19 protein-coding genes are annotated in these 22,460 nt (G+C 73.0%); 10 read left to right on the forward strand and 9 right to left on the reverse strand.

Annotated elements, in window-relative coordinates; all coding sequences use genetic code 11:
- The first annotated feature begins 19 nt into the window (after positions 1 to 19).
- From ACZ6EG_RS22840 to ACZ6EG_RS22865, 6 genes are all read left to right on the forward strand, one after another.
- On the forward strand, positions 20 to 988 hold the full coding sequence (locus ACZ6EG_RS22840; protein WP_469607064.1) for a hypothetical protein: 969 nt from the start codon (positions 20 to 22) through the stop codon (positions 986 to 988).
- 78 nt (positions 989 to 1,066) lie between these two features.
- Positions 1,067 to 1,405 carry an SCO0607 family lipoprotein gene (locus ACZ6EG_RS22845; RefSeq protein WP_391970706.1) on the forward strand — a complete coding sequence of 113 codons (339 nt, stop codon included), beginning with the start codon at positions 1,067 to 1,069 and terminating at the stop codon, positions 1,403 to 1,405.
- Positions 1,406 to 1,670: 265 nt separating this feature from the next.
- On the forward strand, positions 1,671 to 2,459 hold the full coding sequence (locus tag ACZ6EG_RS22850; RefSeq protein WP_469607067.1) for a hypothetical protein: 789 nt from the start codon (positions 1,671 to 1,673) through the stop codon (positions 2,457 to 2,459).
- A 104-nt stretch (positions 2,460 to 2,563) separates the two neighbouring features.
- A complete protein-coding gene (locus ACZ6EG_RS22855; RefSeq protein ID WP_469607070.1) occupies positions 2,564 to 3,427 on the forward strand; it encodes a DMT family transporter in 864 nt (287 codons plus the stop codon).
- 105 nt (positions 3,428 to 3,532) lie between these two features.
- Positions 3,533 to 4,987, forward strand: a complete 1,455-nt coding sequence (locus tag ACZ6EG_RS22860) for a basic amino acid/polyamine antiporter (RefSeq protein WP_469607073.1) — start codon at positions 3,533 to 3,535, stop codon at positions 4,985 to 4,987.
- A gap of 49 nt (positions 4,988 to 5,036) precedes the next feature.
- Positions 5,037 to 6,299: an arginine deiminase gene (locus tag ACZ6EG_RS22865; RefSeq protein ID WP_469607075.1), complete on the forward strand. Its 1,263-nt coding sequence runs from the start codon at positions 5,037 to 5,039 to the stop codon at positions 6,297 to 6,299.
- Positions 6,300 to 6,327: 28 nt separating this feature from the next.
- On the opposite strand, the gene ACZ6EG_RS22870 is transcribed toward ACZ6EG_RS22865, so the two are convergent.
- Positions 6,328 to 6,612 carry a hypothetical protein gene (locus ACZ6EG_RS22870; protein ID WP_469607078.1) on the reverse strand — a complete coding sequence of 95 codons (285 nt, stop codon included), beginning with the start codon at positions 6,610 to 6,612 and terminating at the stop codon, positions 6,328 to 6,330.
- A 327-nt stretch (positions 6,613 to 6,939) separates the two neighbouring features.
- Between ACZ6EG_RS22870 and ACZ6EG_RS22875 the strand changes: the two genes are divergently transcribed.
- Positions 6,940 to 7,392: a hypothetical protein gene (locus tag ACZ6EG_RS22875; RefSeq protein ID WP_356604779.1), complete on the forward strand. Its 453-nt coding sequence runs from the start codon at positions 6,940 to 6,942 to the stop codon at positions 7,390 to 7,392.
- A gap of 10 nt (positions 7,393 to 7,402) precedes the next feature.
- On the opposite strand, the gene ACZ6EG_RS22880 is transcribed toward ACZ6EG_RS22875, so the two are convergent.
- Positions 7,403 to 9,778: a glycoside hydrolase family 65 protein gene (locus ACZ6EG_RS22880; protein WP_391970553.1), complete on the reverse strand. Its 2,376-nt coding sequence runs from the start codon at positions 9,776 to 9,778 to the stop codon at positions 7,403 to 7,405.
- On the reverse strand, positions 9,775 to 12,165 hold the full coding sequence (locus tag ACZ6EG_RS22885; RefSeq protein WP_469607082.1) for a phosphoketolase family protein: 2,391 nt from the start codon (positions 12,163 to 12,165) through the stop codon (positions 9,775 to 9,777). The genes ACZ6EG_RS22880 and ACZ6EG_RS22885 overlap by 4 nt, the downstream gene beginning before the upstream one ends.
- Before the next feature lie 389 nt (positions 12,166 to 12,554).
- On the opposite strand from ACZ6EG_RS22885, the gene ACZ6EG_RS22890 reads away from it, so the two are divergent.
- On the forward strand, positions 12,555 to 13,250 hold the full coding sequence (locus ACZ6EG_RS22890; RefSeq protein ID WP_391970555.1) for a TetR/AcrR family transcriptional regulator: 696 nt from the start codon (positions 12,555 to 12,557) through the stop codon (positions 13,248 to 13,250).
- A 171-nt stretch (positions 13,251 to 13,421) separates the two neighbouring features.
- A complete protein-coding gene (locus ACZ6EG_RS22895) occupies positions 13,422 to 15,047 on the forward strand; it encodes an MDR family MFS transporter (protein WP_469607335.1) in 1,626 nt (541 codons plus the stop codon).
- A 126-nt stretch (positions 15,048 to 15,173) separates the two neighbouring features.
- On the opposite strand, the gene ACZ6EG_RS22900 is transcribed toward ACZ6EG_RS22895, so the two are convergent.
- Positions 15,174 to 15,686: a GNAT family N-acetyltransferase gene (locus tag ACZ6EG_RS22900; protein WP_391970556.1), complete on the reverse strand. Its 513-nt coding sequence runs from the start codon at positions 15,684 to 15,686 to the stop codon at positions 15,174 to 15,176.
- Positions 15,687 to 15,938: 252 nt separating this feature from the next.
- Positions 15,939 to 17,168 carry a phospholipase D-like domain-containing protein gene (locus tag ACZ6EG_RS22905; protein WP_391970557.1) on the reverse strand — a complete coding sequence of 410 codons (1,230 nt, stop codon included), beginning with the start codon at positions 17,166 to 17,168 and terminating at the stop codon, positions 15,939 to 15,941.
- A gap of 578 nt (positions 17,169 to 17,746) precedes the next feature.
- On the opposite strand from ACZ6EG_RS22905, the gene ACZ6EG_RS22910 reads away from it, so the two are divergent.
- Complete coding sequence (locus tag ACZ6EG_RS22910; RefSeq protein WP_391970558.1) at positions 17,747 to 18,202, forward strand: flavodoxin family protein; 456 nt, start codon at positions 17,747 to 17,749, stop codon at positions 18,200 to 18,202.
- A gap of 66 nt (positions 18,203 to 18,268) precedes the next feature.
- Here the strand turns inward: ACZ6EG_RS22910 and ACZ6EG_RS22915 are convergent, their stop codons facing one another.
- The 4 genes from ACZ6EG_RS22915 to ACZ6EG_RS22930 all read right to left on the reverse strand — a co-directional run bounded on the left by ACZ6EG_RS22915 (position 18,269) and on the right by ACZ6EG_RS22930 (position 22,233).
- Positions 18,269 to 19,201: a M56 family metallopeptidase gene (locus ACZ6EG_RS22915; protein WP_391970559.1), complete on the reverse strand. Its 933-nt coding sequence runs from the start codon at positions 19,199 to 19,201 to the stop codon at positions 18,269 to 18,271.
- A gap of 6 nt (positions 19,202 to 19,207) precedes the next feature.
- The gene (locus ACZ6EG_RS22920; protein ID WP_391970707.1) at positions 19,208 to 19,633 is read right to left on the reverse strand and encodes a BlaI/MecI/CopY family transcriptional regulator; all 426 of its coding nucleotides are present in this window, start codon (positions 19,631 to 19,633) and stop codon (positions 19,208 to 19,210) included.
- Between the two features lie 115 nt (positions 19,634 to 19,748).
- On the reverse strand, positions 19,749 to 21,437 hold the full coding sequence (locus ACZ6EG_RS22925; protein ID WP_391970560.1) for a tetratricopeptide repeat protein: 1,689 nt from the start codon (positions 21,435 to 21,437) through the stop codon (positions 19,749 to 19,751).
- Positions 21,438 to 21,561: 124 nt separating this feature from the next.
- Positions 21,562 to 22,233 carry a lytic polysaccharide monooxygenase auxiliary activity family 9 protein gene (locus tag ACZ6EG_RS22930; protein WP_469607088.1) on the reverse strand — a complete coding sequence of 224 codons (672 nt, stop codon included), beginning with the start codon at positions 22,231 to 22,233 and terminating at the stop codon, positions 21,562 to 21,564.
- Positions 22,234 to 22,460 lie beyond the last annotated feature (227 nt).

The raw sequence follows: 22,460 nt of genomic DNA on the forward strand, positions 1-22,460 counted from the left end.
CGGCAGGAGGCGAGGTCCCATGCGGCGCAGCAGCGGCGGACACGGCCGGGCGAGCGGCGGACGCGGCGCGGCTCGGGTCGAGTCGGTTCTCGACGAGCTCTACACCACGCCTCCCTCCGACTTCGTCTCCCGCCGCGAGGAACATGCCGCGGCCGCGAGGACCGCCGGCCGCAAGGAGGACGCGCGCCGGCTCCACGCCGCCCGGCGGCCCACGCTCGCGGCCTGGGCGGCGAACCTGCTGACGCACTCCCGACCGGAGGAGGCCGGCCGGTTCCTGGAACTGGGACGGGCGCTGCGCGACGCACATCGCACCCTGGACGCCGCCGGGCTCAGGGAACTCTCCGACCAGCGCCGGCGCATCGTCTCCGCGCTGTCCCGGCAGGCGGCCCAGCTCGCCGGCGAGGCGGGGCACCCGCTGTCGGAGGCGGCGCGGCGGGAGGTCGAGGCGACCCTGCGCGCGGTACTCGCGGACCCGGAAGCGGCCGACCGGTGGGCCGGCGGACATCTGGCGGTGTCGCTCACTCCCCCGTCCGGGTTCCCCGCGGACGGCGCCCCGGCCGAGCCCGCGCCGCCGGAGCGGCCGTCCCGGCCCGGGACACCTCGCGGCAAGCCGGCGGGCCGGACGAAGGACGAACTCGCCGAGCGGCGCCGCAGGCGGCAGGAGGAACTCGACCGCGCCGAACAGGCGGCGGAGCGGGCGGCGCGACTGCTGCGCGACAGGCGCGCGGAACAGGCGGACGCCGACGCCTCGCTGCGGCGGACGCAGGACGAACACGGCCGGGCGCGTGCGGAGTTGTCCGCCGCCGAACAACAACTGCGGCAGGCGCGGGAGAGACTCGACCGGGCCGAACGGGAACGGCGGGACGCCGAGGAGCGGGGCCACACCGCCGCGGACGCGCTGGCCCGGGCCGAGCACGAGGCGCGGGAGGCCACGCGCCAGGTGGACCGTTCGGCCTCCGGGGTCAGGCGTTCCGGCCCGTCCGGCTGAGTACCCGTGTCCACCCCACCCGACCGCTTCCCGTCGACGAGGGAGGCCGGCCAGTCCAGTCACCAGGAGGAACCCGTCGTGCACATCACCGGCCGACTTCACCGCCCGTCCGCCACCGGAGTCAACCACGCGACACGATCCGTCCGGCGCCTGGTGCTCGCGGGTGCGGCGGTCGCCGCGGTGCTGACCGGCTGCTCGACACAGGATGCCGTCTGCGGTGGTGGCGAGTACCCGGTCATGACCACCGGCGGCACCGGCCGCACCTGTGTCCCCGACGGCGAGGAACCGCCCGAGGGATACACCCGCTTCCCCGAGGGCAAGGTCCCCGAGCACGTCGGAGACGAGTGGGACACCTACTGGCAGACGCACACGGTCGACCGGGACGGGAAGACCGTCGAGGTGTCCGACGGCGAGTGAGTACGGAGGACCCGCGGCCCGAACATGCGCGCGAAGAACCGTCGACACATACCACGTTGACGGCCATACGTGGTATACCGGCCCGGCAGCAAACAGGGGAACAAGCAGCACCCACCGTCCGTACTATCTGTGTCAGCACAGTCGGCGACAGTCGCCTGTTCTCCGCTGCCGGGCGCCGACGGGACATGGTTCGCCACATCCCGCGCCCGACGTCCCGCCGTTCCTCCCGAGCCTTCACGGCCGCGAATCGAGGAGAGTCACCACCATGTCCGAGAGCACGATGCAGGCCGCCACCGAACTGGCGTCGCAGTACAGCGTCCAGGTCACCGACGACCTGGAGCGCAACGTCAAGGAGCAGGAACGCGTCAGCGGGGAGATCACCGCCCTGCAGCAGCAGTTGGCCGCGCTCCAGCACGACCACGCGCTCCTGGTCAACGTGCAGCAGGCGCTCGGCATCGCCGCGCCGCCGGCCCAGCAGGCGACCGCGCCGGCTCCGGCCGCCACCGACGCGGCGACCGTGCCCGCTCCCCGTGGCGGTGCCACCGAGAAGCCGGCCGCCGGTAAGCGGAAGCGGGGCGGCAAGGCCGCCACCGCTCCCCAGCGCGCCGCCGCGCCCAAGTCGGGCGCCAGGTCCGCCAAGCCCGCCACCAAGGCAACCAAGGCCACCGCGAAGCCGGCCACCAAGTCCGCCGGGAAGCCCGCGGCGAAGAAGACGCCGGCGCAGGCCGCGACCGGGGCCGCCGCCTCGTCCACCGCCCCCTCCGCGAAGCAGCCCGCCCAGCCCACCCTGGTGGAGCTGGTGCGCCAGCACCTCACCGAGCAGAAGGAACCGCGCTCCGCCGCCGAGGTCACCACGGCGCTGGACGCGGCCCACGCCGGACGCACCATCAAGACCACGGTCGTCCGCACCACCCTCGAAGGGCTCGTCGCCAAGAACCTGGCCCAGCGCACCAAGCAGGGCACCTCGGTCTACTACACGGCCACCGAGGCGCCGGGCGCGCAGCAGAAGCGGGACGCCGGGACGGAGGAGCCCACCGCGCCGGGCGACAACTGACCGCGGACGCAACCGGCGCCGACAGGCGCCGGCTCCGTCCGCACCCGCCGCCGTGCGGTGCGGCGCGGCGCGCGCCCGCGGGTGAACAGGGTGAGGATCGGTGGATGGGTGTTGTACTGCCGGTGCTCTTCGCACTTCTCGCCGCGTTCAGCAACGCGCTGGCCACCGTGCTCCAGCGGCGGGCCGCACTGAGCGTGCCGCAGTCCCAGGGGTTCCGCCCCGGACTCGTCGTGGACCTGCTGCGGCAGCCGGTCTGGATCGCCGGCATGCTCGCCGTCGTCGTCGCCGGTGTGGGCCAGGCGGTGGCTCTCGCGACCGGGCCCCTGTCACTCGTACAGCCGTTGTTCGTGCTGGAGCTTCCGCTGGCCCTGCTGCTGGCCTCGCTGATGACCCACCGCAGCCTGCCCCGTGCCATGTGGCTGGCCGTGGGCTCGGTGGTCGTCGGGCTCGGCATCGCGCTGGCGTCGGCCGCTCCCGACGGAGGCGAGGCCGAGGTGGCGCTGGACCGCTGGCTGCCCGCCCTGGCTGCCTGTGCCGGAGCGGCCGTAGTGCTGGCCGCGGCCGGTCTGAGGCGCCCCGTGGGCAAGGCCCGCGCCGGTTGCCTCGGTGCGGCCACGGCCGTGTGCTACGCCCTGACGGCCGCTCTGATGAAGGACTCGATGCGGGTCCTGGACACCGAGGGCGTGACGGGCTTCCTGACCACCTGGCAGACTTACGCGTTCGCCGCGGCCGGTGTGGGCGCGGTGCTGCTGCTGGAGCACGCCATGCAGGGCGGCCCGCTGGTGGCCTCCCAGCCCGCCCTCACCCTGGGGGACGCGGCGGTGAGCCTCCTGCTCGGCGTGGCCCTGTACCAGGAGGACGTGCGGGGCGGCTGGTGGGTCGTGCCGCAACTGCTGGGCGTTGCCCTCATCGTCGCGGGCGTGCTCACCCTCGCCCGGCGCGGTACCGACCTGCGCACCGGACAGTGACCCTCCGGCCGGCACCGTCCGGTGGGCGCGGGCCGGGGACGAGATGCCCGACCTCACCCCGTGATGCACAGTGGTCGCAACCGCACCGCGACCCAGAGGAACGGCATGCCGCAGGCCGCCACGTCCGACGCCGCCGGGGAGGCCCCGCCGGCCGCGAAGCTGCCGCTGTTCACCCTGACAGCCATGGTCGTCGGGTCGATGGTGGGTGCCGGCGTCTTCTCGCTGCCGGGGCGGTTCGCCGAGGAGACCGGCGTCGCCGGGGCGTTGATCGCCTGGACGATCGCCGGTACCGGCATGCTGATGCTGGCCTTCGTCTTCCAGTCCCTCGCCGTCCGCAGACCCGACCTGGACGCCGGCGTGTACGCGTACGCCAAGGCGGGCTTCGGCGAGTACCCGGGCTTCTTCGCGGCCTTCGGCTACTGGGCCAGCACCTGTGTGGGCAATGTGACCTACTGGGTCCTCATCATGTCGACCGTCGGCTCGATCTGGCCGGTCCTCGGCGACGGGGACACCGCCGTCGCGGTCGTCCTGTCCTCGATCGGGCTGTGGGCGTTCTTCTGGATGATCCGGCGCGGGGTGAAGGAAGCGGCGGCCATCAACAAGGTCGTCACGGTGGCCAAGCTCGTCCCCATCGTCTTCTTCGTCGTCCTGGCCCTGGTGTACTTCAGGCCGAGCGTGTTCGCCGACAACTTCGGTGGCGCGGACTACTCCGGTTCGCTGTTCTCCCAGGTGCGCGGCACCATGCTGGCCACCGTGTTCGTCTTCCTCGGCGTCGAGGGTGCCAGCGTCTACTCCCGGCACGCCCGACGCCGCTCCGACGTGGGCAGGGCGACGGTGCTCGGCTTCCTCAGCGTGTTCGCGGTCTTCGCCTCGGTGACCATCGTGTCGTACGGCATCATGCCGATGGCCGAGATCGCCGGCCTGCGCCAGCCGTCCATGGCGGGCGTCCTGGAGGCGGCCGTCGGGACCTGGGGCCGGGTGTTCATCAGCGTCGGCCTGATCGTGTCGGTGCTGGGCGCCTACCTCGCCTGGACGCTGATGGCCGCCGAGGTGCTCTTCGTCGCGGCCCAGGACGACGACATGCCGCGCTTCCTGCGCCGCGCCAACGCCGTCGACGTGCCCGTGCCGGCCCTGTTGATGAGCTCGCTGCTCACCCAGGTGGTGCTGATCGCCACCAGCTTCTCCGACGACGCCTTCGACTTCGCCCTCAACCTGACCAGTGCCCTCTCCCTGATCCCGTACCTGCTGGCCGCGGCCTTCGCGGTGCGGCTCGGTGTCCGGGACGACCCGCGCACCGAGGGCGGCCGGACCTCACGGCGCGAACTGGTCGTCGGCGTCGTCGCCACGGTGTACACCGTGTTCCTGCTGTACGCCGCGGGCCCGAAGTACGTGCTGGTCTCCTTCGTCCTCTACGCCCCGGCGACCGTCCTGTTCGTCATGGCCCGGCGCGAGCAGGGCCGGCGGCTGTTCTCCCCGGGGGAACTCGTCGTCCTGGCCGTCTCCGTGGCCGGCGCGGTGCTCGGGGTCGTGGCCCTGGTGGCCGGGTGGATCAGCCTGTGAACCGCGCCCCCTCCAGTCCTCCCCGCCCCGCACCCCCAAGGGAGCCAGTGTGACCGGCAACGAAGGCACCGCCCGACCCGCCCTCGGCGTCCACTCCGAGGTCGGTAGGCTGCGCAAGGTCCTGGTGTGCTCCCCCGGACTCGCACACCGGCGGCTCACCCCCACCAACTCGGACGACCTGCTCTTCGACGACGTGATGTGGGTGGAGAACGCCCAGCGCGACCATGCCGCGTTCGTCGGTGAACTGCGGCGGCGCGGGGTGGAGGTGGTGGAGCTGCACGACCTGCTGGCCCAGATCATGGCCCTCCCGGAGGCCAGGGCATGGCTCCTGGACCGGAAGATCGTCGCCAACCGGGTCGGCATCGGCCTCGTCGACGCGACCCGCGCCTACCTGGAGACCCTGTCGCCCAGGCAACTCGCCGAGTACCTCGTCGGCGGGCTGGCCACCAGCGACCTTCCCGAGGACTTCCGCTCCCCCCACCTCGCACTCGCCCGCGAGTCCACCGGCGCACGCGAGTACCTGATGCCGCCGCTGCCCAACACCCTGTACACCCGCGACACCACCTGCTGGCTGTACGGCGGCCTCACCCTCAACCCGCTGTACTGGCCCGCACGGCACGACGAGACGCTGCTGATGAAGGCGATCTACACCTTCCACCCCGACTTCAAGGGCTCGCGGGTGTGGTGGGGCGACCCCGAACTCGACTGGGGTCAGGCCACCTTCGAGGGCGGTGACATCATGCCGGTCGGCAACGGCGTCGTCCTCATGGGCATGAGCGAGCGGACCTCTCGCCAGGCCATCACCCAGGTCGCCGCCGCGCTGTTCCGCGACGGTGCCGCACAGCACGTCGTCGTCGCCGGACTGCCGAAGCTGCGGTCGGCCATGCACCTGGACACCGTGTTCACCTTCGCCGACCGGGACGTGGTGACCCTCTACCCGCGGATCATGGACGGGGTGCACACCTTCTCCCTGCGTCCGGGCGACCGGGGCCCCGGCTTCGACGTCGTCGACGAGGGCACGACCCCGTTCGTCGACGTCGTCGCCAAGGCACTCGGCCTCTCCTCGCTGCGGGTGGTGGAGACGGGCGGCGACGCCTACGCCTCCGAGCGCCAGCAGTGGGACAGCGGCAACAACGCCGTCGCGGTGGAACCGGGGGTGGTGTTCACCTACGACCGCAACACCCAGACCAACGCCCTGCTGCGCGAGGCCCGTATCGAGGTCGTGCCCATCGTGGGTGCGGAACTGGGCCGGGGCCGCGGCGGAGGCCACTGCATGACCTGCCCGCTGGTGCGGGACCCCGTCGACTTCTGAGACCGTCCCGCGGACGCCGGGCGGGACGTCAGCGGCAGAAGCCGTACGCCTGCTCCAGCCACCGGCGCAGTGCCGCGTGCACGTCGCCGGGCAGTTCGCTGAGCCGGGCGATGGCGGACCGGTCCCCGGCGGAGGGCGCGATGCCCGCCGCCGTCAGGAGGGCGAGCAGGCCGAGGCGCCGCAGGTCGACGGGGTCGATGCGGCAGGGCACCCGCTGCGCGGGGTCGGGCGGCTGGAGCAGGAAGTCGCCCTGGGTGTCGCGGGAGCGCGGGCGGGTCGGGTCGGTGGCGGTCGAGGCAGTCATCGGGTGCATACCGCGGTCCTCCGCAGGTGGGTTCGCCGTTCTTGACCGCAGGAGACACCGGGGCGGCCGCGGCGGTTGCGGGCCGCCCCCCACTGCCACCCGGCGGATGCAATCGGCGTCTTGTCGCACGAACCGGCCCGGCGAGGGCGCGGGAGACGGACGCGGGCGGTTCGGCCGGCGCCCCTCGTGCACGGCGTCCCGCTCCCGCCCGCCGGGCCGTGCGAGAGGTTGCGTTGCCCGCTGGGCCGTACGAGTGGTGCGTTCGCTGAGCCGGCCGTACGGTCGGTACGGGAAGGAGAGCGGAGCCGAGCGATCCCGAGACTGCTGGGAGCAGACATGGGCAGCAAACCGATGAGGACCGCGGTCACACTCTGTGCCGCCGCCGCGCTCGCCGTACCCCTGGGCACGGCCTCCGCCGCACCGTCGGGGGAACGCACGTCGCAGCAGTCGCGGGACCCGGTGCTCGTCGACTGCTCCTCGCGGCCCGACGTACGGCCCGGGACGTTCGTGCTCGCCTGCGGTGACGGCAACAGCCGCCTGGTCTCGATGCAGTGGTCCCGGTGGGACGCTCAGGCCGCGGTGGGCCGGGGCACCAACGCCGTCAACGACTGCGTCCCCTACTGCGCCGAGGGCACGTTCCACTCCTATCCCGTGACCGTCCGGCTCGACCAGCCGCGGGCCTGGGAGAAGGACCCGGGCGAGCGGCACTACACCCGGATGACCCTGACCTACACCGACGGCCGGCCGGCCGGGTCCCCCGGCACGGTGACCTACCCCCTGTGGGACTGAGGCCCGGCGGTCAGTCCGGGAGCGCCAGCCGGCAGGTGTCGCCCGGCTGGAGGCGCACCGCGCGGTCCGGCAGCCGGACGTCGATCGGCAGGCGGCCGGAGGACGGCACGGCGATCTCCAGCCGGCCGTGCTCCAGCCGCAGCCGCACGCCCCAGTGGCCCTGGTAGCGGATGGAGAACCCGTACGACGACAGTTCCGGCAGGGGCACCGGGTCCAGCCACAGGGCGCCGGAGCGGGTCTCCAGGCCGGTCAGCCCGCGCTGGACGAGGTCGAGGGTGCCCGCCATGGCCCCGAGGTGGATGCCCTCGCCGGTGGTGCCGCCCTGGAGGTCGGCGACGTCGCCCTTGAGCGCTTCCTGGCAGTACGTCCAGGCCTCGGCGCGGCGGGCCCGGGCCAGGATCCAGCCGTGGACGAGTCCGCTGAGGGTGGAGCCGTGACTGGTGCGGGCCAGGTAGTAGTCGACGGTGCGCTGCCACGTCAGCTCGTCCAGGCGGTACCCCAACCGGTCGAAGAGGGAGCGCAGCTCGGTCGGGGAGAACAGGTAGCCGAGCATCAGGACGTCGGCCTGCTTGGACGCCTGGTAGTGGTTGACGCTGTCGTTCTCGGCCTCCAGCAGGCGGTCCAGGCGCCGGATGTCGCCGTACCGCTCGCGGTAACCCTGCCAGTCGAGTTCGGCGAGGTCGCCGTACCCCTCGAACTGGCTGACCACGCCTTCGTGGAAGGGGACGTGGAGGGTGCGGGAGACGTTCTCCCACTGTTCGAGTTCGCCGTCGTCCAAGGCGGTCCGCTCGACGAGTTCACGGCGGCGCGGTTCGGGCAGGTCGTTCAGTACTTCCAGGGTGCGGGCCAGTACCCAGGCGGCCGTGACGTTGGTGTACGCGTTGTCGTCGAGGCCGGGAGCGGCGGCGCCGGGATAGGCCTCGTGGTACTCGTCGGGGCCGACCACGCCGCGGATGCGGTGCCGTCCGAGGTGCTCGTCCCAGGTGGCGGAGTCCGCCCAGAAGCGCGCGATCTGCAGCAGCGTCTCGGCGCCCTTGGTGTGCAGGAACTCGGCGTCGCCGCTCGCCTCGCAGTACTGCCACACGTTGTAGGCGATGGCCGATCCCACGTGGTGCTGGAGGTGGGAGTGGTCGGGCAGCCAGCGGCCCGAGCGCGGATTGAGGTGCAGTTGCTGGGTCTCCTCGCGCCCGTCGCTGCCGCTCTGCCAGGGGTACAGCGCGCCACGTCTGCCGATCGCGCGGGCGGCGGCGCGGGCGCGTTCCAGGCGCCGGTGCCGGTAGTGGAGCATGGCCCGGGACACCTCGGGGAAGTGCAGGTTGAGGTAGGGCAGGACGAACAGCTCGTCCCAGAAGACGTGCCCGCGGTAGGCCTCCCCGTGCAGCCCCCGCGCCGGTACGCCGGCGTCGAGGTCGGCGGTGTGCGGCGAGAGGGTCTGCAGCACGTGGAAGAGGTGCAGGCGCAGGATGCTGCCGGCCTCGCCGGGTACGTCGAGTTCGGCGCGGCGCCACAGCTGGCCCCAGGCCGTGCGGTGCGACACCAGCAGCTCGTCGAAGCCGGGGGCGCCGGCGACCCGGTCGAGGGCGGCCTGCAGCGGGTCGCTGATCGCCGGGTCGCGTGAGGTGTGCAGGGCCACGATCTTGTCGACGGTCACCGTGCGCCCCGGTTCCGGCCGCACGGTGGTGCGCTGGGCCACCCGCAGGTGCTCGCGTGCCGGGGTGACGGGCGCGTCGGCCGTCGTACGGGCCGCCATGCCGATCCGGATGTCGGAGGTGCGGGTGCGGCAGCGCAGCCACACCGTGTCGTCGCCGCCCGTGCCGGTGTGCACGTGGGTCAGGTGGCGGCCCTCCAGCTCCCGGTAGCGGGGCACCCCCGCGTTGGTGACGCCGCCGTCGAGTGCCGCCTCCACCTCGATCTCCGCCGAACCGGTGTCCACCGTGAACTCCGTGCGCAGGGCGGCGAGGTGCGGGTCGCCCATGTGCACCATGCGCAGCTGGCGCACGGACAGCACGCGTCCCTGGCCGATGCCGAGGTGCGTACGGCGCTCCAGCACGCCCGAGTCCAGGTGGACGGTCTGGCGGTGGTCGAGCACCTCGGCGGTGTCCGGCGTGAGCCACTCCCCGCCGGCCACCCGGAAGCGCACCGGCAGCCAGTTGGGCAGGTTGACCATGTCCTCGTTCTCCACCTCGCGCCCGGCGACGGCGGAGGTGAGCCGGTTGTAGCAGCCGGCCACGTAGGTGCCCGGGTAGTGCACGTCGTCCGCTACGCACTCGGGCAGCGCGCCGCGCGTGGCGAAGTAGCCGTTGCCGAGCGTGCACAGCGACTCGCGCAGCCGCTCCTGTGCCGGGTCGTAGTGGTCGTAGTCCCAGGTCGAGGGGGTGGCGGTCACCGCGAGTCCTCCCAGGACCAGTCGGCGACCTCGGGCAGGTCGACGCCGTGTTCGCGGATCCAGTCGTGGTGGCGCAGCCGGGCGTCCTCCATCCGCTGCCGGACGGCCGCCGCGCGCACGGCGAGGCCGGGAACGCGGTCGATGACGTCCATGACTAGGCGGTAGCGGTCCATGTCGTTGCCGAGCACCATGTCGAAGGGCGTGGTGGTGGTCCCGATCTCCTTGTAGCCGCGCACGTGCAGGTGGGCGTGGCCGGTGCGCCGGTAGGCGAGCCGGTGGATCAGCCAGGGGTAGCCGTGGTAGGCGAAGACGACCGGCTTGTCGGCGGTGAACAGGCCGTCGTACTCGAAGTCGCTCATGCCGTGCGGGTGTTCCCCGCTGGGCAGCAGCCGGGCGATGTCGACGACGTTCACGACGCGCAGGGTGAGGTCCGGCAGGTGGCGGCGGATCAGCTGGGCCGCGGCCAGTACCTCCTGGGTCGGCACGTCGCCGGCGCAGGCGAGCACGACGTCGGGTTCGCGGCTGCCGTCCTCGGTGCCGGCCCACTCCCAGATGCCGGCGCCGCGCGCGCAGTGCACCCGGGCCTCCTCCAGGGACAGCCAGTCGAAGCAGGGCTGCTTGCCGGCGACGATCACGTTGACGTAGTCGCGGCTGCGCAGGGCGTGGTCGGCGACGGAGAGCAGGGTGTTGGCGTCCGGCGGCAGGTAGACCCGGACGGCTTCGGGGCTCTTGTTGAGGATGTGGTCGACGAAGCCGGGGTCCTGGTGGGAGAAGCCGTTGTGGTCCTGCCGCCAGACGTGGGAGGTGAGCAGGTAGTTCAGGGAGGCGATGGGGGCGCGCCAGGGCAGGCGCCTGGTGACCCTGAGCCACTTGATGTGCTGGTTGACCATCGAGTCGACGATGTGGACGAAGGCCTCGTAGCAGGAGAACAGACCGTGCCGGCCGGTGAGGAGATAGCCCTCCAGCCAGCCCTGGCAGGTGTGTTCGGAGAGGATCTCCATCACGCGCCCGTGCCGGTCGAGGTCCTCGTCGACGGGGAGCGTCCGCTCCTGCCAGGCCTTGCCGCTGGCGGCGTAGACCGCCTGGAGGCGGTTGGAGGCGGTCTCGTCGGGTCCGACGAGGCGGAAGTCGCGGCGGCCGGCGGTGGCGTCCATGACGTCCCGCAGCAGGTCGCCCAGGACGCGGGTGGGTTCGTGCGTGCTCGCGCCGGGCCGGTCCACTTGGACGGCGTACTTCTCCAGCGGCGGCAGGGGCAGCTCGCGCAGGAGCAGCCCGCCGTTGGCGAAGGGGGTGGCGCCCAGGCGGCGGGCGCCCTCGGGCACGGAGGCGAGGACGGCGGGCCGGGGGCTCCCTGCGTCGTCGAACAGTTCCTCCGGCCGGTAGGAGCGCAGCCACTGCTCCAGCAGCCGCAGGTGCTGCGGGTCGGTCCGCACGGCGGACAGGGGGACCTGGTGGGCGCGCCAGGTGTTCTCGACGGGCAGGCCGTCGACCTCCGCCGGGCCGGTCCAGCCCTTGGGCGTACGCAGCACGATCATCGGCCAGCGGGGGCGCTCCCCGGCTCCCTCCTCGCGGGCGGCCCGCTGGAGGGCGGCGATGCGGTCGAGGGCGGTGTCCATGGCGCGGGCCATCGCGCGGTGGACGGCGGCCGGTTCGTCACCGGTGACATGGAGGGGGTCGTGGCCGTAACCGCGCAGCAGGTCGTCGAGTTCGGCCTCGGGGAGGCGGGCGAGCACCGTCGGGTTGGCGATCTTGTATCCGTTGAGGTGCAGGATCGGCAGGACGGCGCCGTCGTTCACCGGGTCGAGGAACTTGTTGGAGTGCCAGGACGTGGCCAGGGGGCCCGTCTCGGCCTCGCCGTCACCGATCACGCAGGCGACCACCAGGTCGGGACGGTCGAAGGCGGCACCGTAGGCGTGCGAGAGCGCGTACCCGAGTTCACCGCCCTCGTGGATGGAGCCCGGCGTCTCGGGAGCGACATGACTGGGGACGCCACCGGGGAACGAGAACTGCTTGAACAGCCGGGCCATGCCGGCCGCGTCCCGGGTGACGTCCGGATAGGTCTCGGTGTACGAACCCTCCAGCCAGGAGTTGGCCAGGACCGCGGGCCCGCCGTGGCCCGGGCCCCAGACGCACAGGGCGTCCAGCTCGCGGGCCTTGATCACCCGGTTGAGGTGGGTGTGGACCAGGTTGAGGCCGGGCGAGGTGCCCCAGTGGCCCAGCAGGCGCGGCTTGACGTGCTCGGGGCGCAGGGGCTCGGTCAGCAGGGGGTTGGCCATGAGGTAGATCTGGCCGACGGAGAGGTAGTTCGCGGCGCGCCAGTGGGCGTCCAGGCCGGCGAGCTCCTCGTCCGTGAGCGCGGCGGGCGCCTGCTGGGTGTCGTCGGACATCCGGGGTCCTTTCCGTTGCGGGACGGCGGTCGGGCCGGCATGGACCGGGGTGCCCCCCGCCCATCCCAACCCCGCGTGAAGGCCTCGGGTACCCGACAGGGCCGTTCGGGTCACGTCGCCGTCGCCTCACGTGCCGGTGCCGGGCCCGGCGGATCGCGGGGGGCGACTCGCCGGGCCGGTGCTCCTCCCGCCCCGGGTCCCGTGCGCGCACCAACGGCACGGCCGTCACTGGCGCCGACCCCGGTGGCGGCCGTGTCGACGGTCCGCTTACCCCGACTTCCGTACCGCACGCCGGATGTGCGCCGGTGGCACGCGGAGCCGACCGCGGCCCGGTCCCGCCCCTGGGGATGGCACCTGTCAATTTTGCATGTCGTGCATCTTTGCATACCATGCAACTTATGTCGGAGAAAGGTGCCGCGGGGGTCGGTCTGCGCGAGCGGAAGAAGCGGGCCACACGTGTCGCGCTCACCGAGGCCGCGGTGCGCCTGGCCGCCGAGCACGGCGCGGAGAAGGTCACCGTGGAGGCGATCAGCGCCGCGGCCGGAGTGTCGGTGCGGACCTTCTTCAACTACTTCGACACCCGCGACGACGTCTTCGTCCTGACCGGTGCCGAGACCAGCGCGCACGTGCGCCGCGCGCTGCTCGCCGCACCGGCCGCACTCACCCCGCTCGAAGCGCTGCGCGACGCCCTGGCGGCGGAGCTGGCCGAGGCCGAGCAGCAGCACGAGCTGTGGCGCCTGCACGGACAGGTGCTGCGCGCCGCGCCGCACCTGTTCGTGCGCAGTCTCGGCGCGCACATGGCGGACGAGACCGAACTGGCCGAGGCCATCGCCGAACGGATGCGCTCGGTCACCGACGCCCCCGGCGACACATGCGGCGACGCCCCCGACCCGCCGGCCGCCTCCGACGAGGAGCGGCGCCAGGCGCTGGACCTCTACCCCCGGCTGCTGGCCGCGGTGGCGGTCACCGCCGTCCGGGTCAGCATCGACCACTGGTGCGCCCGCTCGGAGGTCCGCGCCTTCCGCGACGTGTTCCAGGAGGTGTTCACCCTCCTCGCCGCCGGGTTGCCGGCGCCGCCCGCCTGACCACCGCACCGGCCGCCCGGCTTCCGAGCCGGCGCCGTGCCGCCACCCGTCGTCCGATCCGCGCGCTCCGGCGCCGAGCCCGGCCCGGCCCGCGCCGATCACCCACACACCACTGTCGAAAGAGAAGTCGTGACCGCAGCTCAGGCGCCCGCCGACGCGCCTCCCCCCTCCATGAACCAACGGCAGATACTCCAGGCCATGTCCGGCCTGATGGCCGGCATGTTCGTCGCCATCCTGGCGGGCACCGTCGTGTCCAACGCACTGCCGACGATCATCGCCGACCTGGGCGCCAGCCAGTCCTCCTACACCTGGGTCGTCACCGCCGAACTCCTGGCGATGACCGCGACCGTGCCCCTGTGGGGCAAGCTGTCCGACCTCTTCAACAAGAAGCTGCTGCTCCAGGCGTCCCTGGGCATGTTCGTGGTCGGCTCGCTGCTGGCGGGCTTCTCGCACGACACGACGCTGCTGATCTTCAGCCGGGTCGTGCAGGGCATCGGCGCGGGTGGTCTCACCGCGCTCGCGCAGGTCGTGATGGCCGCCATCATCCCGCCCCGGGAGCTGGGCAAATACTCGGGCATCTTCGGCGCCGTCTTCGCCGTCGGTACGGTGGCCGGACCGCTCATCGGCGGTGTGCTGGTCGACACCGACTGGCTGGGCTGGCGCTGGTGCTTCTTCATCGGCGTGCCGTTCGCGCTACTGGCCATCTTCCTGTTGCAGCGCACGCTGAAGCTGCCCACGGTCAAGCGCCAGGTGAAGATCGACTGGCTCGGAGCCTTCCTGATCGTCGCCGGCGTCTGCGCGCTGCTCATCTGGGTCTCGCTGGCCGGCAACCAGTTCGACTGGGCGTCCTGGCAGACCGCAGCGCTCGTGATCGGCGGCGTGCTGCTGCTGGGTCTGGCCGTCCTCGTCGAGGCCCGCACCGACGAGCCCGTCATCCCGCTCGACATCTTCAAGAACCGCACGGTCACCCTGACCACCGTCGCCAGCCTCCTGGTCGGTGTCGCCATGTTCGGCGGGACCGTCTTCCTCTCGCAGTACTTCCAGGTCTCGCTCGGCAAGTCGCCGACCGTCGCGGGCCTGATGAGCCTGCCGATGATCCTGGGCCTGCTGGTGTCCTCGACCGTCGCCGGACAGCTGATCAGCCGGACCGGCAAGTGGAAGAGCTACCTGGTCGCGGGCGCGGTCGTCATGACCGTCGGTCTCGCGCTGCTCTCCCTGATCGACGCCGACACCCACTTCGGGCTGCTCAGCCTCTACATGGCCGTCCTCGGCGTCGGCGTCGGCATGCTGATGCAGAACCTGGTGCTCGCCGCGCAGAACGACGTGCCCGCGGCCGAGCTGGGCGCCGCGACCTCCGTGCTGTCCTTCTTCCGCAGCATGGGCGGCACCATCGGCACCAGTGTGCTCGGCGCCATCCTGGCCAACCGGGTCGCGAGCGAGATGACCAAGGGGCTGGAGAAGGCGGGCGCCGCCGGAGCGGCCGAGGGCGACTCGGGCGGCGGCGCGCACAGCGTCCCGGACATGAGCACGCTCCCCGCCCCGATGCGCGAGATCGTGCAGCACGCCTACGGTGTGGCCACCGCCGACCTGTTCCTGGTCGCCACTCCCTTCGCACTGCTCGCGCTCGTCGCCGTGGTCTTCATCAAGGAGAAGCCGCTGAAGACCACCAGCGGCATGGAGCGTCTGGCCGAGGAGGCCGGCGAGGCCGTCCTGGGCGCACCGGTCGGCGTCCCCGGGCAGCGCTCGGGTGACACCGCGTCGAAGGCGGACAGCGGACCGGCGTCCCCGGTCGGCTGACCCGTCGGAGCACCACGCGACACCGCCTGCGAGGGGCCGTCCACCACACCCGGTGGGCGGCCCCTCGCACGCCCGGCACAGCGCTCGCGCGCGACCGCACCGGCCCGCGGCAGGGCGCCGCGGCCGTCAGATGCCGAACGGTGCCGCGTAGCGGACGGTTCCGGCGGGCAGCGGGTGGCCGGTGTCCAGTGCGAGGGCCATGAGGGCCTCGTCCGGGACGTCGAAGGTCACGCGGATGCCGTGTGCGGAGGCCCGGCCGAAGCCGAACCTGGGGTAGTACTCGGGATGCCCCAGCACGACGACATGGTGCTCCCCCCGGCGCCTGGCGGCGTCCAGCGCGGCCCGTACGGCCGCCGAGCCGGCGCCGCCGCGCTGCCGCCCGGGTTGGACGGCGACGGGTGCGAGGCAGAGCGCCGGGCTGTCGCCGATGTGGCAGCGGGTCAGCAGGGCGTGGCCCACGGGACGGTCCTCGTCGTCCACCGCGACGAGGGACAGTCCCTCGATCCACGCCTCGGGGTCGGCACGCAGCGCGTCGACGAGGTCGGCCTCCTCGGGAGTGGGGAAGGCGGCACGGACGATGTCACGGACGGCGGGTACGTCGGCGTCGGTCTCGGCGCGGGTGGTCCAGGTGCGGGACATGACGGAGGAGGGTTCCCTTTCCGGGTTCGCGGTCGTCGGGGGTGGGGGAGGGTGGCGACCTGGGGTCGGGGCACGATCCGGGGCCGGGTCCTGGCCGGGGGCCGGATCACGGCCCAGGGCCGGCTCGTCGCCCAGGGTGCGAGGCGGTCCCGGACGCCTCGGACGGCGGCCGCGCGGACGGCAAGCGGCTCATCCTGTCCTCCGCTCCCGTCGTCCGCGGGGGCGGAGGTACCGCGGATGCGGGGCCCCGGGTCAGAGGAACCGGCGGATGGGCTGGACGGCGAGCTCCCGTGCCCGCTGGGCGACGGAGCGTCTCTTCCACCTGTCCGCCCGGATCAGTTCGCTGACCTCCAGGTCCGCGTCGAAGTGCCCGTCCAGGGTCGCGGTGAACTCCTGGTCCAGCACCGCGAGCATGACCTCCTCGTCGTGGTCGAGCGAGCGGCGGTTGAAGTTCGTGGAACCGATCAGGGCGGCGACGCGGTCGACGGTGACCACCTTGGCGTGCAGCATCGTCGGCTGGTACTGGTAGATCTTCACCCCGCACGCGGTGAGGTCCTCGTAGAAGTGCTGTCCGGCCAGCTGGCAGACCCGTTTGTCCGTGTACGGACCCGGCAGCACGATCTCCACCTCGACCCCGCGCCGCGCCGTGGCGCACAGCAGCTCGACGAAGTACGCGTCCGGCGAGAAGTACGCGGTGGCCAGACGGACGCGTTCCTCCGCCGACTCCAGCATCACGCGGATCAGCGTCTGCATGTCCTGCCAGCCGAAACTGGCCGAGCCGCGCACCACCTGCACGATGGAACCACCCTGCGGGCGGTGCTCGACGAACCGGTCGCGTTCGTCGAAGAGCTCGTCGTGGCACTCGGCCCAGTTCTGAGCGAAGGCCGCGGCGATGCCGTCCACCGCGGGGCCGCGGACCTCGACATGCGTGTCGCGCCACTCCTGCGGGTTGCGGGCGTCGCCGCACCACTCCTCCGCGATCCCCACCCCGCCGGTGAAGGCGGTCTCCTCGTCCACGACGAGGACCTTGCGGTGACAGCGGTGGTTCTGCTTGAGCGGCGAGAGGTAGAGCGGCTTGCGGAACCAGGCCACCTGCACCCCGGCCCGCTCCATCGTGCGCAGCTGCTCCGCCTCGATCAGCCGGCTGCCGAACCCGTCCAGCAACAGCCGCACCCGCACCCCGGCACGGGCCCGCTCCGCCAGGGCCTCCGCGAACCGGCGGGCGATGTCGCCCTTCCAGTACACGAACGTCATCATGTCCACCGTGTGCTCGGCGCGGTGGATCGCGGCCAGCATGGCGGTGAATATCTCGTCCCCGTTGCGGAGCGCGGTGAGGGAGTTGCCCTCGGTCGCCGCGATCCCGATGAGGCGCTCCAGACGGCGCCGTATGCGCGTGACGCGTTCCTCGACCGACGTGGACGGTGCGTCGCGCACCGCAAGGGTCGGCCCGGTCAGCTCGGGCGGTTCCTGCGTACTGGTCATGGCTCCCCTCGCCGGATCACGACGACGAACCGTCGGGCCGCGGCGCCCGGTCCGGCACGGGCTGAGCGGCGAGCCGACTTTACCCCCGCTCAGCGGACCCGCGGTGCCCGGCCACGGATCGCCGCAGGTGAAGACGACACCTCGAGTGATAACCGGGTCTGAACGGACACGCGGGCGCACGGAAGCGCCACCCCGCGGTGGCCTCGTCGTCGTCCCCTCCCCCCGATCTGCCCCGGGCAGCCTTCTGCCGCTGCCCTCGTGTCCGACGCCGCCGTCCGCTGTTCCCACCTGTCCTTCGCCTGACCCGACGACACATCTGTCTTCGAGGACCTGTCCTTCACCGTTGTCTGCCGCGGAGGGGACACCCGAGGCGTGAGCCGCGGCGCGGCGCGGCCGGCGCAGGCCGCCCCGCGGGTCCGCGGGCCGTCGGCGCTGGTTCCGGACGGGCCGACAACCGACCCACCGGCTCGGCGGCCCGGGGCGCGAGTGACGGCCGGTGTCGCGAGTGACGGTCTGTGTCACGTCGTACGGGGTGGCGCTTCTTGCGGTCGGCGGGTGGAGAGCGGCAGGCTTCGGGGGTGGCCACTTTGCTGATCGTGCATCACACGCCCTCGCCGAACTGCCAGGCGATGCTGGAATCCGTCGTCTCCGGGGCGACCGCCCCCGAGATCGAGGGGGTACGGGTGGTCCGGCGCGCGGCGCTGGCGGCCACGGCGGTCGACGTACTGGAGGCCGACGGATACCTGCTGGGCACCCCGGCCAACCTGGGCTACATGTCCGGGGCGCTGAAGCACTTCTTCGACCAGGTCTACTACCCCTGCCTGGACGGGACGCGGGGCCGGCCGTTCGGCTACTACGTGCACGGCGGCAGCGACACGACCGGCGCGGTGCGCTCCATCGAGTCGGTCACCACGGGACTCGGCTGGCAGCGTGCCGCACCGGCGGTGAGCGTGGCCGGTGAGCCCGGCAAGGCCGACCTGGAGGCCTGCTGGGAACTGGGGGCCTCCCTCGCCGCCGGGCTGACGGACGACTGACGCCGGTCGCGTTCGGCTCGGTACGTGGCGCGGCGCCGCCGGGTCGAAGGTCTCCCCGTGCGCCGGTCAGAGGGGCGTCGCGGCGCGGAGGATGAGGAACATCGTCACGGCGGCGTTCGCGGACGACATCGCCGACGCGGCGGCTCCGGCGGCCGCGGCCCAGGCCGCCAGGCCCACCGAGGTGAACAGCGAGGGCCAGGTGCGGGCCGCGGGGGCGGGTCCCAGCAGGGCCGCCACCCGGCGTGGGACCGGGCCGGGCGCGGCGAGACCGGCGAGGGTGGCGACCGGGCCACCGCGGGAGACCAGGGCCGCCCTGCCGATCGCGGTCGCCACCGCGCGGCGGTCGCCGACCACCCGCGCGGCCACCTCGTCCGCCCACCGCTCCGCCGTGTAGGCCACGGCGGTCCGCAACGGCCGCAGGAACGGGTTGGCCAGCGCGGCGAGCCGGACGGCGAGCAGGAAGCGGTGGTGCCGGGCGGTCAGGTGGGCCCGCTCGTGGGCGAACAGCGCACGGCGTTCGGCCGGTTCGAGACGGTCGAGCAGCGCCCTGCTGACCACCACGCGGTCCCGGCGGCCGCCGGGCAGGGCGTACGCGTAGGGCACGTCGTCGGGGAGCACGGCCACCGCGGTGCCCGGCAGTCCCTCCAGCGCGCGGTGCGCGCGGCGGCGGACCCGGCCGTGCCGCCACAGGGCACGGGCCGAGGCCAGCACCACCGCGCACAACGCCGGGATCGCCGCCTTGCCGACGACCTCGTCGTACGGCACCGCCGCCCGCACCTCGGGATCGGACCAGCCGTCGGGCAGGGGGTTGCCGGGCAGTTGCGCGGTGCCGACCACCATCACGAGGGCCAGGCACACCGTGCTGCACAGCGCCATCACCGCGGCCACGGCGGTGAGCAGCCGGGTCGCGGTCCGCGGGTGCAGGTGATGTTCGGCCAGCCGGGCGATCGGCCACGCCGTCAGGGGCAGGACCAGCGGCAGGAAGACGAAGACCCCCATGCGGCGTCAGCCGTCCCCCGCGTCGCGGGCCTGCCTGAGCAGCTCGCGCAGCAACCGCTCGTCGTCCGGGTCGAGGCCGGTGACGAAGCTGGCCAGCACGGCTTCGCGGTCGCTCTCGGCGTCGAGGACCTTGCGCATCTTCCGCGCGGCGAGACCCGCCTGGTCCGCGGGTGTCCAGGCGAAGGACCGGCCCGCGCGCTCACGGCTGACCGCCCCCTTCTCCAGGAGCCGGGTGAGGATCGTGATCACCGTGGTGTAGGCGAGGTCGCCACCGAGGTGCTCCTGCACCCAGCCGGCCGTCGCGGGGCCGTCCGCCTCGCGCAGCGCCGACAGCACCAGCGCCTCCAGCTCGCCCTGCCCCCGCCGCCGCGGACGCCGGTCATCCGTCACTGCCCCGCCTCCTTCCGCCGCAGTCCCCGTCCGGGGCGCCATCGTATAGAGGCGGCGGACCGCCATGCGCCACCCGGACCCGTCCCCGCGCTCTCGGGGGCCCTGCCGGCCCCCGCGCCGGTCAGGGCAGTTCCACGTCTCCCGGCCCCCGCGCCGGTCAGCGGTCGCCGCCGCAGCAGCCGTCCGCCGCGCCCGCGGGCGGCTCGGGGCCCAGGCGGCAGAAGCAGGAGGCCTCGACCGGCACGTCCGCCAGCGCGGTGGCGAGCTTCAACTGCTGGGCCACGATCCGCGCCTCCCCCGCTCTGCCGAGGCGCACCAGGCACTCGTGGTACCCGTGCAGGGCCCAGACGTTGCCGGGGTGCTGCAGGGCGCGCGGCAGGGTGTCGTCAAGGCCCAGGTCGGCCCGGTAGACCGCCTCCGCCTCATCGACCCGGCCCTGTTCGAGGAGCAGGGCGCCGTAGGCGTGCCGGGTGGGCTGCATCCAGCCCCACGGTTCGTCGTACGGGAGGCTGTCGTCCAGGGCGATCGACCGCTCCAGCGCGGCGAAGGCGGCGGCGTGGTCGCCCTTGCGGTACTCCAGCTCGCCGTCGAGCATGGCGGAGGCGATGGCGAGGATGTCGGCGCAGGTGTTGTTGAACAGGGTGCGCGACTCGGGTACCCGGGCGACCGCCTCGCGGAACAGCCTGCGTTCGGCCTCCGCCCGGTCGATCTCGCCGGTGGCCGAGAGGGCGACTCCGCGGGCGTAGTGGAGCATCGCCGTCGTCACGCAGTACAGGCGCGGGTCGGCGGGCAGCGGCAGCCGGAGGATGTCCGTCCAGCGGCCGAACCGGATCAGGACGTGCACCCGCATGGCGAGGAAGCCTTCCAGCCAGTCGGCCATCGGCGGGCTCTCGACGCGCAGCAGCTCCTCGGGGACGGACGCCTCCAGCCGCTCGGTGGTGTCCAGGGCGACCGCGTACTGGCCGAGGAACATCGCGCCGTAGATCTTGAAGTGGTAGTTGTGCGCGCGGTAGAGGGTGTAGAAGTTCATGGCGCCGGCCCGCGCGCGGTACTTCTCGTCGGCGGCGACGGCGGCGGTGTTGTCCGACACCACACGCCGGTAGTCGCCGCACAGCACTTCCAGGTGGGAGGGCATGTGGAGGAGGTGCCCGGCGTCGGGGACGAGTCCGCGCAGCCGGTCGGCGACGGCGAGGGCGGCCTCGGGGGTGGGGGACATCTCCATCAGGTGGATGTAGAGGTGCACGATCCCCGGGTGCTCCGGCCCCCCCTCGGCTGCCAGGGCCCGGTCGAGCACGCCCTTGGCCTCCAGGGTGCGGGCGCCCTCGGCCGGACGGCCGGTGCGCAGGTCCCACAGTTGCCAGGGGGTCAGGTTCATGAGGGCGTCGGCGTAGAGGGTGGCCACGTCCAGGTCGTGGGGGGCGAGCGCGTGGACGGCGCGCATGCTCTCGGCGTACGGCGGGTTCCACACCGAGCAGTCGTCGACGGCGCGCGCCTGCGGGTAGCGGGCGCGCAGGGCTCCGATCAGCGCGCGTTCCACCGGGGTGGCCCGTGCCGCTTTCCGGTGGGCCAGCTCGACGGCGGCGTGGGTGCGGTCGACGGTCCTGGTCAGCTCCTCGGCGTCGAAGGCCTCCCACGGCTTGTTGTAGTTCGGGCCGAGGGCGTAGGCGATGCCCCAGTGGGCCATGGCGCAGTCCGGGTCGGCCTCGGCGGCGGCCTCGAAGCAGGCGACGGCCTCCTCGTGGTGGAAGGCGTACGTCCACACCAGCCCGCGGTCGAACCATCGCTGGGCCTCGGGGGACGAGGTCGTCACGGGGCGACCGTGGGTGCCGAGGTCGTAGTAGTCCATGCGGGGACGTATACCGCACTCCGGGCCGGTCGCGGAGCACTTCGCGCGACGGTCACACCGACCGGTGTCCCCGCCGGACGCGGTGCGCCCGGCGGGGGTGGGGGGGGCGGTGCGGGCCACCGGATCAGCCGAAGTCGACGTCGCTGCAGAGGAAGTACGTCTGGTCCATGTGCGACGCCTGCCAGACCGTGTAGAGGACGTGCCGGCCGCTCAGGCCCGACGTGCTCACCGGGATCTCGTAGTTCTGACCGGGCGCGTACCTGCCCGTGGTGGTGAGCAGCTGGAGGTCGTCCCAGCCCAGGGGCTGGGTGCTGGGGTTGTAGCCCTGCCGGCTCACGTAGACCTTGATGTAGTCGGCGCCGTGGCTCGCCTGGTCGTGCAGCTTGACCGTGAAGTTGTCGTTGACCGCCGTGGTCTTCCATGCGCCCGCGGTGTCCAGGGCGTTGTAGCGCCCGCCTTCGGTCCGGCCGCCGCTGCACAGCTGCCCGTCGGGGACGACGGCCTCGAAGTTGCCGGCGGAGCCGTTGCGGTACAGGCCGTTCCAGTTCCACATGGCGTTGGGGTCTGCCTGCCAGGCCTGCCAGCACATGGGGTCTTGCTGGGCCATGGCCGGGTTCTGGAAGTCGGCGCCCCAGCGCTGCCAGCAGCCGTAGTTGCGGGAGGCGGGATCGACGACCGAGCCGTGGGCGGCGGCGGTACCGCTCCAGGGGACGAGGGTGAGCAGGGTGGCGGTCAGGGCGCCGAGGGCGAGGGTGGACGCACGCCTGACATGCTCGACGCGATCATGACAATTCATGAGTCCTTCTTTCGCGTGGGGGGACGACGTGGGGGGATCGGAGGCTGATGGGAGCGCTCCCAGAGACTCCTGGAGACCAGGCTGCGCCCGGGCAAACGGAATGGCAACAGTGTGAATGCGCCAGTTCCGGGCCGCGCCGGCGTGTTCGGTGCGGCCGGCCGGGGGCCTCGCGGCGCGACGGGCGGGCGGGACTGCCCCGCCCGCCCGTCGTCACCAGGACGCGTCGC

This window comes from Streptomyces sp. NPDC041968 (assembly GCF_055589025.1).

What these genes read in the sequence shown, in the direction of transcription:
- ACZ6EG_RS22840 (WP_469607064.1), top strand. Translation starts at nt 20, where the DNA reads ATGCGGCGCAGCAGCGGCGGACACGGCCGGGCGAGCGGCGGACGCGGC.
- ACZ6EG_RS22850 (WP_469607067.1), top strand. Translation starts at nt 1,671, where the DNA reads ATGTCCGAGAGCACGATGCAGGCCGCCACCGAACTGGCGTCGCAGTAC.
- ACZ6EG_RS22855 (WP_469607070.1), top strand. Translation starts at nt 2,564, where the DNA reads ATGGGTGTTGTACTGCCGGTGCTCTTCGCACTTCTCGCCGCGTTCAGC.
- ACZ6EG_RS22860 (WP_469607073.1), top strand. Translation starts at nt 3,533, where the DNA reads ATGCCGCAGGCCGCCACGTCCGACGCCGCCGGGGAGGCCCCGCCGGCC.
- ACZ6EG_RS22870 (WP_469607078.1), bottom strand. Translation starts at nt 6,612, where the DNA reads ATGCACCCGATGACTGCCTCGACCGCCACCGACCCGACCCGCCCGCGC.
- ACZ6EG_RS22875 (WP_356604779.1), top strand. Translation starts at nt 6,940, where the DNA reads ATGGGCAGCAAACCGATGAGGACCGCGGTCACACTCTGTGCCGCCGCC.
- ACZ6EG_RS22885 (WP_469607082.1), bottom strand. Translation starts at nt 12,165, where the DNA reads ATGTCCGACGACACCCAGCAGGCGCCCGCCGCGCTCACGGACGAGGAG.
- ACZ6EG_RS22890 (WP_391970555.1), top strand. Translation starts at nt 12,555, where the DNA reads ATGCAACTTATGTCGGAGAAAGGTGCCGCGGGGGTCGGTCTGCGCGAG.
- ACZ6EG_RS22895 (WP_469607335.1), top strand. Translation starts at nt 13,422, where the DNA reads ATGAACCAACGGCAGATACTCCAGGCCATGTCCGGCCTGATGGCCGGC.
- ACZ6EG_RS22900 (WP_391970556.1), bottom strand. Translation starts at nt 15,686, where the DNA reads ATGTCCCGCACCTGGACCACCCGCGCCGAGACCGACGCCGACGTACCC.
- ACZ6EG_RS22905 (WP_391970557.1), bottom strand. Translation starts at nt 17,168, where the DNA reads ATGACCAGTACGCAGGAACCGCCCGAGCTGACCGGGCCGACCCTTGCG.
- ACZ6EG_RS22915 (WP_391970559.1), bottom strand. Translation starts at nt 19,201, where the DNA reads ATGGGGGTCTTCGTCTTCCTGCCGCTGGTCCTGCCCCTGACGGCGTGG.
- ACZ6EG_RS22920 (WP_391970707.1), bottom strand. Translation starts at nt 19,633, where the DNA reads ATGGCGCCCCGGACGGGGACTGCGGCGGAAGGAGGCGGGGCAGTGACG.
- ACZ6EG_RS22925 (WP_391970560.1), bottom strand. Translation starts at nt 21,437, where the DNA reads ATGGACTACTACGACCTCGGCACCCACGGTCGCCCCGTGACGACCTCG.
- ACZ6EG_RS22930 (WP_469607088.1), bottom strand. Translation starts at nt 22,233, where the DNA reads ATGAATTGTCATGATCGCGTCGAGCATGTCAGGCGTGCGTCCACCCTC.